General features: G+C 62.0%; 10 protein-coding genes, 1 tRNA gene and 2 rRNA genes. 4 read left to right on the top strand and 9 right to left on the bottom strand.

All coding sequences use genetic code 11. The annotated features are described in order from the left end of the window. Positions 1 to 2 precede the first annotated feature (2 nt). From SJY12_RS00080 to SJY12_RS00055, 6 genes are read right to left on the bottom strand one after another with little or no spacing between them, the layout of a single operon-like run. Positions 3 to 1334: a FliI/YscN family ATPase gene (locus SJY12_RS00080; RefSeq protein WP_269420705.1), complete on the bottom strand. Its 1332-nt coding sequence runs from the start codon at positions 1332 to 1334 to the stop codon at positions 3 to 5. Continuing rightward, positions 1322 to 1900 carry a FliH/SctL family protein gene (locus SJY12_RS00075; protein ID WP_397505610.1) on the bottom strand — a complete coding sequence of 193 codons (579 nt, stop codon included), beginning with the start codon at positions 1898 to 1900 and terminating at the stop codon, positions 1322 to 1324. The genes SJY12_RS00080 and SJY12_RS00075 overlap by 13 nt, the downstream gene beginning before the upstream one ends. Next, a complete protein-coding gene (fliG, locus tag SJY12_RS00070) occupies positions 1893 to 2912 on the bottom strand; it encodes a flagellar motor switch protein FliG (RefSeq protein WP_050599091.1) in 1020 nt (339 codons plus the stop codon). The genes SJY12_RS00075 and fliG overlap by 8 nt, the downstream gene beginning before the upstream one ends. Next, the gene (gene fliF / locus SJY12_RS00065) at positions 2909 to 4537 is read right to left on the bottom strand and encodes a flagellar basal-body MS-ring/collar protein FliF (RefSeq protein ID WP_397505609.1); all 1629 of its coding nucleotides are present in this window, start codon (positions 4535 to 4537) and stop codon (positions 2909 to 2911) included. The genes fliG and fliF overlap by 4 nt, the downstream gene beginning before the upstream one ends. A 3-nt stretch (positions 4538 to 4540) precedes the next feature. Next, the gene (fliE, locus tag SJY12_RS00060) at positions 4541 to 4903 is read right to left on the bottom strand and encodes a flagellar hook-basal body complex protein FliE (RefSeq protein ID WP_050599089.1); all 363 of its coding nucleotides are present in this window, start codon (positions 4901 to 4903) and stop codon (positions 4541 to 4543) included. Next, positions 4900 to 6153, bottom strand: coding sequence for a sigma-54-dependent Fis family transcriptional regulator (locus tag SJY12_RS00055; protein ID WP_063505066.1), 1254 nt, complete (start codon positions 6151 to 6153; stop codon positions 4900 to 4902). Before SJY12_RS00055 ends, fliE begins: the two co-directional genes overlap by 4 nt. A gap of 220 nt (positions 6154 to 6373) precedes the next feature. On the opposite strand from SJY12_RS00055, the gene SJY12_RS00050 reads away from it, so the two are divergent. From SJY12_RS00050 to SJY12_RS00035, 4 genes are all read left to right on the top strand, one after another. After that, on the top strand, positions 6374 to 7201 hold the full coding sequence (locus tag SJY12_RS00050) for a flagellin (protein WP_230833320.1): 828 nt from the start codon (positions 6374 to 6376) through the stop codon (positions 7199 to 7201). A gap of 186 nt (positions 7202 to 7387) precedes the next feature. Continuing rightward, positions 7388 to 7954 carry a hypothetical protein gene (locus tag SJY12_RS00045; RefSeq protein ID WP_397505608.1) on the top strand — a complete coding sequence of 189 codons (567 nt, stop codon included), beginning with the start codon at positions 7388 to 7390 and terminating at the stop codon, positions 7952 to 7954. Between the two features lie 516 nt (positions 7955 to 8470). Then, positions 8471 to 9874, top strand: coding sequence for a sensor histidine kinase (locus SJY12_RS00040; protein WP_397505607.1), 1404 nt, complete (start codon positions 8471 to 8473; stop codon positions 9872 to 9874). 16 nt (positions 9875 to 9890) lie between these two features. After that, the gene (locus SJY12_RS00035) at positions 9891 to 10265 is read left to right on the top strand and encodes a response regulator (protein WP_160767299.1); all 375 of its coding nucleotides are present in this window, start codon (positions 9891 to 9893) and stop codon (positions 10263 to 10265) included. Between the two features lie 179 nt (positions 10266 to 10444). On the opposite strand, the gene SJY12_RS00030 is transcribed toward SJY12_RS00035, so the two are convergent. From SJY12_RS00030 to SJY12_RS00020, 3 genes are all read right to left on the bottom strand, one after another. After that, positions 10445 to 10521: transfer RNA gene (locus SJY12_RS00030), tRNA-Met, on the bottom strand. Between the two features lie 233 nt (positions 10522 to 10754). After that, a 5S ribosomal RNA gene (rrf, locus tag SJY12_RS00025) occupies positions 10755 to 10869 on the bottom strand. Between the two features lie 165 nt (positions 10870 to 11034). Next, a 23S ribosomal RNA gene (locus SJY12_RS00020) occupies positions 11035 to 13827 on the bottom strand. Positions 13828 to 13896: the final 69 nt, after the last annotated feature.

The raw sequence follows: 13896 nt of genomic DNA, 5'->3' as shown, positions 1-13896 counted from the left end.
GGTCAGGCCGCATGGCCGACCAGTTCGCTCATCTGCGCAAAGGCAGTGGCGACATCGATGCTTTCCTCGCTCGCCTGCGACAGGAACTGGCACATACGCGGGTGCAGCGCGATCGCCTCGTCGAGCAGCGGGTCGGCACCTTGTCTATATGCTCCCATCATCACCAGGTCGCGATTGGCTTCGTAAGTCGCGCTGAGCGCGCGGAAGCGGCGGGCAAGCGCCGCGTATTCGGATGGCACGATATCGTTCATCACGCGGCTTAGCGACGCGCCCACGTCGACCGCGGGGTACTGCCCGCGCTGGGCGATCTCGCGCGAGAGCACGATATGCCCGTCGAGAATGGCACGCGCGGTGTCCACCACGGGATCGTTCTGATCGTCGCCATCGGCCAGGACGGTATAGATCCCGGTGATTGCGCCGCCTGATTCTTCAGAATTGCCCGCGCGTTCGATCAGTTTGGTGATCGTCGCCAGCGCCGACGGCGGATAGCCGCGCGCGGCGCCGGGTTCGCCCAGCAGAATGCCGATTTCGCGCGCGGCGTGCGCCACGCGGGTCAGGCTGTCGAGGATCAGGAGCACGCGTTTGCCTTGCGAGCGCAGATGTTCGGCGATCGAGGTCGCCAGCATCGCGCCGCGCAGGCGGAGATTGGCGGCATGATCGGCAGGGACGGCAACGATCGCCGTGGTTGCGGCGCGTTCCCCCGCCATATGGCGGGTAACGAAATCGGACACTTCGCGGGCGCGTTCGCCGATCAACCCGACGACCACGGCATCCGCATCCGCGCCGTCGACGATCATGTCCATCAGCACCGACTTGCCCACGCCCGACCCGGCGACGATACCCACGCGTTGGCCGACACCGAAGGTGGTAAGGGCGTTGAGCGAACGGATGCCGCTGTCGAAAACCTGCGTGACGCGCGAACGGTCCAGCGCGCCGACACGGTGCCCGCCAGCCGGCCAGCTGGTGGTCGCCATGACCGGTCCGCGGCCGTCGATCGGCTCACCCGCCCCGTCGACCGCACGGCCGAGATATTGCTCGCCCACGCTCAGCATGCCCGGATTGCCTTCGGGGCGCACGATGGCGCCCGGACGCAGCAGAACCGTGTCGCCGAGCATCATCATCATTGTGTGCCCGTTGCGGAAACCGATGGTTTCAGCGCGGTGTTCGGTCGAAGCGCCTTGCGCGATCGAACACAGCGTGCCGATCGGCACGCCCAGGCCCGAGACCTCGATCAACCCGCCATCGCAGGCCACCACGCGGCCGAACCGGCGCGGGGCAAGATCGAGCGGGGACGTTCCGACCGCCGCCAGCGTGCGGTCGATCAGGGCCTGCATGTATCGAAGATTTCGTTCAGTGCGCGGCGCCACTGCTGCGGGCCGTCCTCGACCCCGCCATCGTCGGTTTCGACCCGCAGGCCGCCGCGTTCCACGCTGGCGTCGGGTACCAGCTCGAGATCTCCCGCCACGCTGTCGCGCACGAGCTCGAGATCGTCGGGGTTGATGTGTATGATCCGCTGGTCATGCTTGCGTTGCAGCATGGAAGCGGCGGCTTCGACCCGGCGGGCCAACCCCTCGGCATCGAGCGCCAGCGGCAGCACCGCCTCTTCACACAATGCATGAACCGTTTCGAGAAGGCGTTCGCGCAAGTGCCGCCCGCTTTCGGCATCGAAGCGCGCGAAGGCGGTTTCGATGGCCGACCGCGCAGCCCGCTCGGCCTGCAATTGCGCTTCACATTCGGCGCGGGTGGAAATCTGCCCGTCCTCGTAACCGGCCCGGTAGGCCTGTTCGGCGGCATCCTCGGCCGGCGCCGCCGGCACCGCATCGGCGGGCGGTGCGGTGTAGCGGGTATCGCTGGAAAAGCTGCCCCGCTTGCCCAGCGCTGCATAGGCGACCCTAGACATAGTCTTCGTCGCCCTCGCCCATGATGATATCGCCCTGCGCGATCAGCCGCTTGGCAATCGCGACGACTTCCTTCTGCGCGGTTTCGACTTCGCTTTTCTTCACCCGGCCACGCATTTCGATCTCGTCGCGCAGGCCGTCGGCGGCCCGCGACGACATGGCGCCGAAGAACTGTTCGCGCTGGTCCTCTTCGAGACCCTTGAGCGCGAGGACCAGCGTATCGCTTTCGATCTCGCGCAGCAGGACGCCGGTCATCTTGAGATCGAGCACGAACAGGTGCTCGAACTTGAACATCTCGTTCTCGAGGTCCTTGGCGAGCTGCTCGTCGATCTTGCCGATCGTGGGCAGTACGCGCTGTTCGACGCTGCGGTGCGAGCTGTTGATGATTTCGGCAGCCTGCTTGATGCCCCCCATAGTCAGCGGGATCGTGCCATGCAGCTTTTCGATCTTCGCGTTGAGCGTGGCTTCGAGAATGCCGATCGCCTGGCGCGACACCGGACCCAGCCGGGCGACGCGGTGGAGCACCGGAGTGTGCATGTCCTCGGGCAGCGCGGCGAGCGCCTGGGCCGCGACTTCGCTGTCGAGCTGCAGCAGCAGCACGGCGATCGCCTGCGGATGCTCGTCGGCCAGGATCTCGCCGATGATCTTCGGATCCAGCCAGCGCAGCAAACCCAGCGCAGGCAGGTTTTCTTCTTCCGCAGCGGGCGCAACCTGGCGCATGAGATTGTCGGTCTTCACCTCGCCCACCGCTTCGGTCAGCAGCTTGCGGACATTGTCGACACGCCCGTGCCCCGAAATGCCGCTGTTTTCGGTGGAGCGCGAGAAGCCGGCGATGGCGTCGGCAATCGCCTGCGGTTCGATCTCGCCGATGCCGCACATCGTCCCGGCCAGCTGCCGCAGTTCATCGGGGGTGAGCTGGCTGAGGATGCGCGAGGCGTCCTCTTCCGCCAGCAGCATCACCATGATGGCCGCCTTGTCGGTGCCGCCCAGAAGTTGCGGTGCGGGCGCGGTCATGCCGAGGCTCCGGTGCGGGTGTCTTCGGCCAGCAGGCGGCGCAGCGCCAGCACGGCATTGTCAGGGTTTTCGCGCGCTATCCGCTGGGCCAGTTCGATCTGGCCGTCGAGCGACTGCCTGTCGAAAGGCGGTACGGTATCCGCCGCAGGACCGCCAAGTGCAGGCTGCTGTCCGCCGCCGACTTGCGGTTCTGCCGCCCCCTTGCCCTTGCCATCACCGCGCAGTGCCTTGATCGCGGGCCGCACGGCGAGGAGCAGCACCAGCAGGACCGCCAACAGAGCGACACCATTGCGCACGGCCATGCCGAACCAGCTGGTTTCGTAGAACGGCACGCTTTCGGCTTCGATCTTCTCGAAGGCCCGCATGACGACGGTAACCTTGTCGCCGCGATCCTCGCGCGCACCCACGGCTGCGGATACCAGTTCCTTCACCTTGTTGATATCGGCTGCGCTTGCCTTCTCCAGTGCGGCCTGGTCGATGGCCACCGCCACCGAGAGATACTTGATCGATCCCGGAGTCAAATTGGAGACCGAAACCTCGCGGCCCAGTTCATAGACACGCGTGGCGCTGCTTTCGCCGACGCCGCCGCCTGCCTGCGCGGCATTCTCGTTATCCTGCGGAGCGCCTTCGCGCGCCTCTGCTTCGGCGGGCGGCGTGTTGGCAAGCACGCCGGGAATCCCGCCGGCCTGCGCCCCAGCGCTTTGCGAAAGCTGGGTGGTCTCGCGGCGGATGGTGCCGTCCTTGTCATAGCTTTCGCGCGCCGAGGTTACCTCGTTCATGTCGAGATCGACCTGGACTTGCGACGTGAACGCAGCCGCACCGAACATCGGTGCCAGCAGCTGATCGACCTGCGCATTGAGCTTGGCTTCCATCTGCGACTGCAGGTCGAGCCGGCCACTGTTGGGATCGCGCATCTGCGTCAGCAGCTTGCCGTGCTGGTCGACGACCTTGACCGCGTCGATGCCGAGCCCCGGCACCGAACCTGCAACCAGATTGGTGATCGCCGTGACCTGGCTGTCGGTAAGCTGGCGGCCCCGCGCCATGCGCAGCATGATCGATGCGGAAGGTGCGACGTCTTCACGTACGAAGACCGAACGTTCGGCCTTGGCAATATGCACACGGACCGCCTCGACGCCGTCGATTTCCATGATCGTCATCATCAGTTCGCGTTCCTGCGCCGCCCGCAGCCGGTCGCCCTCGAGGGTCCGGCTGGCGCCCATCGGCAGGTTCTCGATCAGGTCAGCGCCGCTTTCTGGAGTCGCCAGCGATCCGTCGGACGCCACCAGCATCCGCGCGCGATAGACATCGTCTTCGCCCACGGTCAGTGCGCCGGTGTTGTTGTCGATGGTGTAGTCCACCCCCGCCTTGTCGAGCGTGGCGACCACGCTCGCGCGCTCGGCATCACCGAGCGAGGAATAGAGCACGCGCTGCGGCGCGGGCGACAGGGTCGCCCAGGTCAAGGCCAACAGGCCGAGACCCGCAGTGCCGGCAAACAGCGGCAACACCTTGCGCACAGGCGGCTGCGCCGCGAACGTCCGCAAACGTTCGGCGAAGCTCCCCGTCCCTTGAGTGAGCGGGGTCAGCACGCTTGGCGGCGGACTATCTGCAGGAACGATGCCGTTCATGGATTAGACCCCCATCCGCATGGTTTCCTGGTACGCAGACAACAGCTTGTTGCGTACCTGGAGCGTGGCCTCGAACGCCACCCCGGCCTCCTGCCGGGCCAGCATGACCTTGGCGATGTCGGTTTCTTCACCGCGCTCGTAAGCCGCGGTCAGCTTGCCGGATTCGGCCTGGACCGAATTGACGTTCTCGAGCGCGGTGCGCAGCGAATCCCCGAAACTGGGTGCGCCGGTTGCACCTTCGGCCGGGGCCGCAGGCTTGGGTTCGTGCAGTTCCTGCAGGACCTTCGACCGGTCAATGATCTGCTGGCGCAGCGCGATGACCTGTTCGAGCGATCCGCCGCCGCCAATTCCGCCTACCGGGTTCATCGGCCTGCTCCCACGGCAATTCCGGCTTCACGGAACGAAGCCAGGCGATAGCGCAGCGTGCGTTCGCTGATCCCCAGCGCGCGTGCCGCATTGGCACGATGCCCGCCAACCGAATCCAGCGCTTCCATAATTGCGCGTGCTTCCGAGATCTGGACGATCTTCGACAGCTTGGCCGGACCCTTGGCCTCTTCGGCAGGCTGCGTCGCGGCCGGCGTCTCGACCGCCCGTGCGGTCATGTCGAAGACGATATGTTCGGTTCCGATCTCGCCGCGCCCCTGCGACAGCAGCAGCGCACGGCGGATTACGTTCTCGAGCTCGCGGACGTTGCCGGGCCAGGCGTAGTCGCCCAGCATAGCAAGGGCAGCATCGCTGATCCACGGAACCGCATCGCCCTTAGCAACGTGGCGCAGCACCATGGCAAAAGCTAGCGGCGCTATGTCGGCGCGGCGTTCGCGAAGCGGCAGCATCTCGATGGGAAATACGTTGAGGCGGTAATAGAGGTCGGCGCGGAACCGGCCCTCAGCCACTTCCTGCGGCAGATCGCGGTTGGCGCAGGCAATGATGCGGACATCGACCTTGATCGGGCGGGTCGCGCCGATCGGAACGACTTCGCCTTCCTGCAACGCGCGCAGCAGCTTGGCCTGAAGCGACAACGGCATTTCGGCGATTTCGTCGAGCAGCAGAGTACCGCCGTCAGCCGCACGGAAAAAGCCCTCACCCGCCGCGTTGGCGCTGGTGAACGAGCCCTTTTCATGGCCGAACAGCATCGCTTCCAGCATCGTTTCGGGGATCGCGGCGCAATTGACCGCGATGAAGGGTTTTTCCGCACGCTCGCTGCGGCGATGGATGAAGTTCGACAGGACTTCCTTGCCGGTTCCCGTTGGGCCATTGATAAGAACGGGAATATCGGTCCGCGCGAGGCGATCAGCCAGCGCGATGACCGACAGCGACGCCGGGTCGGCTGCAACCGGCCCCTGGCCGGCATAGGTCATGGCGACCAGCGCGGCGAGGCTGCTCTCGGCGATCGGATCGCTGTAGGTCAGCTTTCCACCGGCGCCGGCCAGTTCGATCGCGGGCGTGTCGCCGCGTGCCAGCGTGATGGTGCGCGCATCGCGACTGGCCGAAAGATCGCTTTCGTCCGCCAGCGTGACCGGCCGCTCCATGAACAGCGAGGATGCGATCCCCGCCATCCGGGCATCGATCGTGCTGTGCGTACGCGAAAAATTCGCGCTCTTTGAAATTCCGTCCATTTGTGCCCCCACATGGCATGTCTTATCGACAGACGTGGAAATGGCGCATGGACGTCAAAAGAACGGCTAATTTTAGGGCTGGTAGATTTACGAGGTGAGCTTGGAAGCCCGCTCACTGAAAATCACAATGCCCTTAATCCCGGAAAGTTCCTGCCGGTCTGGTTTCTGGCTGCCGCATCCCGAACGGGGGCAGTGATCGTAGACCAAAGGGAAACTAGCCATGAACGTCATCAACACCAATATCGGCGCGCTGAAGGCCGCCAATGCATCGAATGCCGCGGGCAAGGCCCTCGGAACCGCCATGGAACGCCTGTCGACCGGCAAGCGCATCAACTCCGCCAAGGACGACGCGGCCGGCCTCGCCATCACCACCAGCATGACCTCGCAGGTGCGCGGCATGAACCAGGGTATCCGCAACGCCAATGACGGCATCTCGATGGCCCAGACCGCTGAAGGCGCGCTGAGCGAAGTCACCAACATGCTGCAGCGCCAGCGCGAACTGACGGTCCAGGCGTCGAACAACACCTATTCCGCCGACGACCTCGCCAACCTCGCTTCGGAAATGGATGCTCTCAACACGCAGATCACGAACGTTCTGGCGAACTCCGAATTCAACGGCCAGAAGCTGTTCGACGCCTCGGCCGGTACTGCCGGTGTCGTGTCGGTCCAGGCCGGCGCGAACGAAGCTGATGCGATCGACATCGATCTTTCGACCAACCTCACCACCGACGCCGATCTGGCCGCTGCGGCAGCCGTCGACGTCGAAGCCCTCGCGGCTGGCGATATCGCCCTGTTCGACACCGCCATCAAGACGGTTTCGACCGTTCGCGCGGGCCTCGGTGCGTCGCAGAACCAGCTGGAATCGGCTGTTACCAACCTCAACAACAACATCACGAACCTGTCCGACGCACGTTCGCGGATCGAAGACACCGACTATTCGGCCGAAACGACCGCGCTCGCCAAGTCGCAGATCCTCAGCCAGGCTTCGAGCGCCATGCTCGCACAGGCCAACCAGAGCCAGCAGAACGTGCTTTCGCTGCTCCGTTAATCCTCCCGATACCCACATGATCGGGATGATGGCCCGTCGCTCGAAAGGGCGGCGGGCCTTGCCTTGTCCGATGTCCCGACATAGCGGCTCTGCTGTTCATCGCAGACCGCACTAGGGGTTAATACGTAAGTGGGCACATAGCCTATCTTGCAAAACCATCGGGCATGTCGGCTTGGGGGATTGAACATGCTTACTGCCGCCTACGAAACGCCGGAACCCTATTCCAACTGCGCTCGGATCGAGCCGCGGACCAACATGTTCGTGATGGCCTCGCTCGCGGCTGGGCAGGCGCAGGCAACGGTCAAGGTCCGCAACATGTCGACCAGGGGGGCACTGATCGAAGGCACGTCTCTTCCTCCCGAGGGGGCCGAGTGCCTGCTCCATCGCGGCGACATAGCGCTCGAAGCCACCGTGGTGTGGATGAAGTTCGGCAAGGCCGGTATCCGTTTCCACCAGCATGCCGATGTGGCGCAATGGTTGCCTTCGGGACGCCGGACGCAGAACGACGTCGATGCCGCGGTAGCATTGGCCAAGGCGCAGCCCGCGCCTGCAGTTCCCACGAGCCACAAGCCGGCACCGTTGTTCTCTGCCGAGTTGAGCCGCGAGGACGTCACCGCCATCGCCGCCGCAGTCGAAGCGCTGGCCGATGACCTCGCCGAGGATCCAGCGGTCGTCGCGCGCTTCATGACCAAGCTTCAATCGCTTGACGTCGCCGCGCAAACGCTGCGCAAGTTGAGCGACCTCATCCCCTGATCGCAATCGGCATAGCGCCCCTTCCGCCGGAACCCGAGCGTGAAGATCGGCGCGGGCAATAACCCTGATCTGCCAGCCTGCGCATGAGTTCGGGGAGCCTAGTATTGGCGTGGCCGGGCGTGCCATTCCCGAATAGTTTCGCTACATAGAGCGCACGTCGAAGCACAAGCGCCCCCACGCCCGCGGTTACAGCGTCGGGTGGTTGCTAGTCTTCGTATCGGATGGGGTAGCCAGCCATCTTTTTTAAGAGGAGGCAAAGCCGGTCAGGACTGACATGGCGGCGATACGCGCAATCGGCATACCGTAGCGGCCGCTCGAGCAGCCACGCGGGTCTCGCGCATCCGTCAGGCCAAGCCCGCCGTGTCAAAAACCACTGTCCTTGTCCCGATGGGCCAAGCTGCATATCAAGCCGGTCGTTTCTGTTTCAGACTTTGGCTGCTGGCGTCCGATCCGGCGCGATCGGGCCCAGTCACCCAAGAGAGGAATTCGGCCCTGGATACTTCGATCGACATGGGCGTGCTGTTCGACTCCCAACCGACGGCACAAATGGTGTTCCGGCCCGATCTGCACGTCGTCGCTGCCAATCGCTGCTATTGCGAGATGCTCGGTATCGAACGGGCGGAGCTGGTCGGCAAGCGTGTCTTCGAGGCCTTCCCCGCCAATCCCGACGATCCCCAGGCGGATGCCGAAGCCGAATTGCAGGCGTCGGCCGATCGCGTCGTGGAGACGGGCGAAGCGCAGGAGATGCCGCTTCGCCAGCATGATGTGGCAGGGCCCGACGGACATTACCGGGTCCGGTACTGGCGGATCGTCAATTCGCCGGTGTTCGCCGATCGCGGCGATCCCACCAGGGTCACGCACATCATCCATACGGCCGAGGACATCACCGGCAGGATCCTGGGCGACCGCGTTCACGAGGCGAAGCGGCGCGCTGCCATGCGCGGCGCGGATCTTGCCTATTTCGAATGGTGCCCGGGCAGCCGGAGCGTGTCGAGAACCCCGCAATTCGATACCATGTTCGGCTTCGCCGAGGAGGACCACGCCAATCCCATCCGGCCATTCATGGAGCGGGTCCATCCCGACGACCTGGCCGGACTGGAAGCCGAAATGGAGCGGGTTTCCCGGACAGTGGGCGCCGACCTGCACCAGGATTTTCGCACTGTCTGGCCGGACGGTACGACGCGCTGGCTGCTGGTCCGCGGGGAATCGATCCGCAATCCCGATACGGAAGAGCTGCTGGTCGTCGGCATGCTGCTCGACGTCACGCATATCAAACAGAGCGAAGCCAAGCTGCGGGAGGCGATCGCCGTGCGCGACCTGCTGATCGCCGAGGTCAATCACCGCGTGAAGAATTCGCTGCAGATGGTCACGAGCATCCTGAACCTCGAAGCGCAAGCGACCGGGGACGAGACCGCCCGCGTATCGCTGAATGCGGCGACGGCGCGCGTGCAGGCGGTCGCCGCCATTCACGCCTCGCTCTACGAAGACAACGATCTGAAGACGGTCAGGCTGGACAACCATATCGGGCGTCTTGTCGAACATCTTCGCGCATCGCTGCCCGGGAGAAAGGAACAGGCGCCTCAGATCGTTCTGCAGGTGGCGCCGCTGCGCCTGCCGATCGACAAGGCGGTAACGCTGTCGCTGGCGGTCAACGAACTGGTGACCAATTCGGTCAAGCATGCCAGCTGGCCCGAGCAGGGCGGAAACATCACGGTCGAACTGCGACGGGAGGAAGGCGAACAGATCGTGCTCGAAGTGTCGGACAATGGAACAGGCGGCACGTCCGGCTTGTTGAGCGAGGACATGCCGTCATCGGGTTTGGGCAAGCGGCTTATCCGCGGGATGGCGGCCCAGCTGCGCGGTACGATAGAAGAGGAATGCGTGAATGGATGGACAACCCGCATCCTCTTCCCCGAATAGGGATTCCCGCGTCCGCGTGCTCATCATCGAGGACAACGCCCTCATCGCGCTCGATCTCGAAACACAGATGGAAGACCTGGGATGCGATGTCGTTGGCGTCGCGGTGACCGCAGCCCAGGCGATCGACACCGCGCGCCGGACCCTGCCCGACCTCGCGCTTGTCGATCTCCAGCTTGCTGACGGCTCGCGCGGGCAGGACGCGGCGCTGGTCCTGCGCTCCGAACTGGATGTGGCCTGTATAATCCTGAGCGGGAGCTTGCACAGCGTCACCGAGGAGGAACGGCTTGCGATCCGTCCCCTGGCGATGCTTTCGAAGCCGGTTCTCCCGCACGAACTGGGCGATGTCGTCTCGCGGTACCAGAAACCCCGTCGCCAAACGAAGCGTCTGTAGCCAAACCGCTTCCCGTGATCCTTAGGAGATCACCGGCAACTGCCGTGAGGCGTTCATTTGCTCTTTTCCTAAGTCTCCGAGCGAATGGCTTTTCCCCGACCCACGGTGCGCATGCGCGCAGTTCCTGGTCCGCGGGCATGCTGCGGCGGAGCGTCGCTATTGGAGAGTTATTTGGGAGATGGTTGCGGGGGTTGGATTTGAACCAACGACCTTCAGGTTATGAGCCTGACGAGCTACCGGACTGCTCCACCCCGCGGTACCTTCTTTTACGCCTCAAGCGCCGGTGCCGACATCTGTCGGCTTGGCTTCCCTCCCCCGGATCAGGTCCGGGGTCCGGGCGGCCGGTCGGCCTTGCGAAGTGCTGCGCACTTCGATGGCGCCTTCCTCGCTGGCACCAAGGCCAGAGACGAAAAAGCCGCCGCGCGGTTTGCACCGGCAGCGGCTTTTTGAAATCATGAATGGGTTTGTTCCGCGTCCGTCCGCTATAATGCCTGGCGGCGACCTACTCTCCCAGTGCTTGAGCACTAGTACCATCGGCGCAGTCCGGTTTCACGTCCGAGTTCGAGATGGGATCGGGTGGGTCACAGACGCTATAGCCACCAAGCAATAAAGCGGGCGGACGGGCCGCCCGCAGGTTTTACCCTGCGGGGACCGTATCGGATTTTAAATCGATGCTGTTGAGCTTTTGAGGGCTTATCCGGCTGAAGTTTCCTCTACCACCGTTGAGCCGCCTGTCTTGCGACAGGGCTGTCATTGATGGTGCAGATCCTACAAGCGCGAAAAGAACTATTAGGACCGGTTAGCTACACGCATTACTGCGCTTCCACACCCGGCCTATCAACGTCATGGTCTATGACGGTTCGAAGATTGCTTATCTCAAGGGAGGCTTCCCGCTTAGATGCTTTCAGCGGTTATCCCGTCCATACATAGCTACCCTGCGGCACCCTTGGCAGGATGACAGGTACACCAGAGGTATGTTCACCCCGGTCCTCTCGTACTAGGGGCAACTCCTTTCAACAATCGACGCCCACGGCAGATAGGGACCAAACTGTCTCGCGACGTTCTGAACCCAGCTCACGTACCACTTTAATTGGCGAACAGCCAAACCCTTGGGACCTGCTCCAGCCCCAGGATGTGATGAGCCGACATCGAGGTGCCAAACGATTCCGTCGATATGAGCTCTTGGGAATCATCAGCCTGTTATCCCCGGCGTACCTTTTATCCGTTGAGCGATGGCCCTTCCACGAGGGACCACCGGATCACTATGACCGACTTTCGTCTCTGCTCGACCTGTCGGTCTCGCAGTCAGGCATGCTTATGCCATTGCACTCTTGCAGACGGTTTCCAACCGTCCTGAGCATACCATCGCGCGCCTCCGTTACTCTTTAGGAGGCGACCGCCCCAGTCAAACTACCCGCCACAGAGGGTCCCAACACCGGATAACGGTGCGTGGTTAGACATCAGAAAATCACAGGGTGGTATTTCACAGGTTGGCTCCACACCAGCTGGCGCCGATGTTTCAAAGCCTCCCACCTATTCTACACAGTAATTTCCTAATGCCACTCTGAAGCTGCAGTAAAGGTGCACGGGGTCTTTCCGTCTAACCGCGGGTACTCCGCATCTTCACGGAGAATTCAATTTCGCTGAGCATATCCTGGAGACAGTGGGGAAGTCGTTACGCCATTCGTGCAGGTCGGAACTTACCCGACAAGGAATTTCGCTACCTTAGGACCGTTATAGTTACGGCCGCCGTTTACTCGGGCTTCAATTCGGAGCTTGCACTCCTCCTCTTGACCTTCGAGCACCGGGCAGGCGTCACACCCTATACGTCGTCTTGAAGCCGACTTAGCAGAGTGCTGTGTTTTTGCTAAACAGTCGCTACCCCCTGGCCTGTGCCCCCCACAAAGACTTGCGTCGATATGGGGCCTCCTTCTTCCGAAGGTACGGAGGCAATTTGCCGAGTTCCTTCAGGATACTTCTCTCAAGCGCCTTGGTATACTCTACCTGACCACCTGTGTCGGTTTCGGGTACGGTCTATAGTGAAGAGGCTATTTCCTGGAACCGCTTGGCTGCCCTCTCAATCCAATAAGAGAAAACAACTTCCACGATCCGTCACACATCTTCAGGCCCACGAATATTTACGTGGTTCCCATCGACTACCCCCTTCGGGCTCGTCTTAGGGGCCGGCTAACCCTGCGCCGATTAGCGTTGCGCAGGAACCCTTGGTCTTTCGGCGACAGGGCATCTCACCCTGTTTGTCGCTACTCATGTCAGCATTCGCACTTCCGATACGTCCAGCGTCGGTTACCCTTCGCCTTCACTCGCTTACGGAACGCTCCGCTACCGCTCAGAATAAATTCTGAACCCTAAGCTTCGGTGCATATCTTTAGCCCCGTTACATCTTCGCCGCAGGAACCCTTGTTTAGACCAGTGAGCTGTTACGCTTTCTTTAAAGGATGGCTGCTTCTAAGCCAACCTCCTGGTTGTTTTGGGATTCCCACATGCTTTCCCACTTAGATATGACTTGGGGACCTTAGCTGTAGGTTAGGGCTGTTTCCCTTTTGACGACGGACCTTAGCACCCGCCGTCTGTCTGCCGGATAAGACTCGATGGTATTCGGAGTTTGGTTAGGTTTGGTACCGCTCGCGCAGCCCTAGCCCATCCAGTGCTCTACCCCCATCGGCATACATCCGACGCTCTACCTCAATAGATTTCGCGGAGAACCAGCTATTTCCCGGCTTGATTGGCCTTTCACCCCTAAACACAGCTCATCCGAGAATTTTTCAACATTCACCGGTTCGGTCCTCCAGTGCATGTTACTGCACCTTCAACCTGGCCATGCCTAGATCGCCGGGGTTCGGGTCTAATCCATCATACTCAGTCGCCCTATTCAAACTCGCTTTCGCTGCGCCTACACCTAACGGCTTAAGCTTGCATGGTAGATTAAGTCACTGACCCATTATGCAAGAGGTACGCTGTCACCCCCTATGGGGCTCCAACTGCTTGTAAGCATCCGGTTTCAGGTACTGTTTCACTCCCCTAATCGGGGTGCTTTTCACCTTTCCCTCACGGTACTGTGTTCGCTATCGGTCATGTGCGAGTATTTAGGCTTGGAGGGTGGTCCCCCCATGTTCAGACAGGATTTCACGTGTCCCGCCCTACTCGAGTCCTTCATCATCACTTTCGCATACGGGGCTGTCACCCGCTATGGCCACTCTTTCCAAAGTGTTTTGCTAGTTGAAATGAAGGCACTGGCCTGGTCCCGGTTCGCTCGCCACTACTACGGGAATCTCTGTTGATGTCTTTTCCTCCGGGTACTGAGAATGTTTCAGTTCCCCGGGTTCGCTTCACCAAACCTATGTATTCAGTCTGGTGATACCCTATCCACCTCTTTCCGACTGTCCGAAGACAATCGAAAGGAAATGGTGAGGGTGGGTTTCCCCATTCGGAAATCGCCGGATCAAAGATTGCTCACATCTCCCCGACGCTTATCGCAGCGTGCCACGTCCTTCATCGCCTGCACATGCCAAGGCATCCACCAAATGCTCTTACCTCACGCTTGAGAATCCACACCATCAACGACAGACCTGCATAAAAGTCCGACGTCTCGCGATAGTGCAGAGGAATATCT

The sequence above is a fragment of the Qipengyuania sp. R86523 genome (genome assembly GCF_044596365.1).
Taxonomy (GTDB): domain Bacteria; phylum Pseudomonadota; class Alphaproteobacteria; order Sphingomonadales; family Sphingomonadaceae; genus Qipengyuania; species Qipengyuania citrea.
Note: the sequence above shows the minus strand (reverse complement) of the source record. Positions and strands in the feature narration are given on the sequence as shown.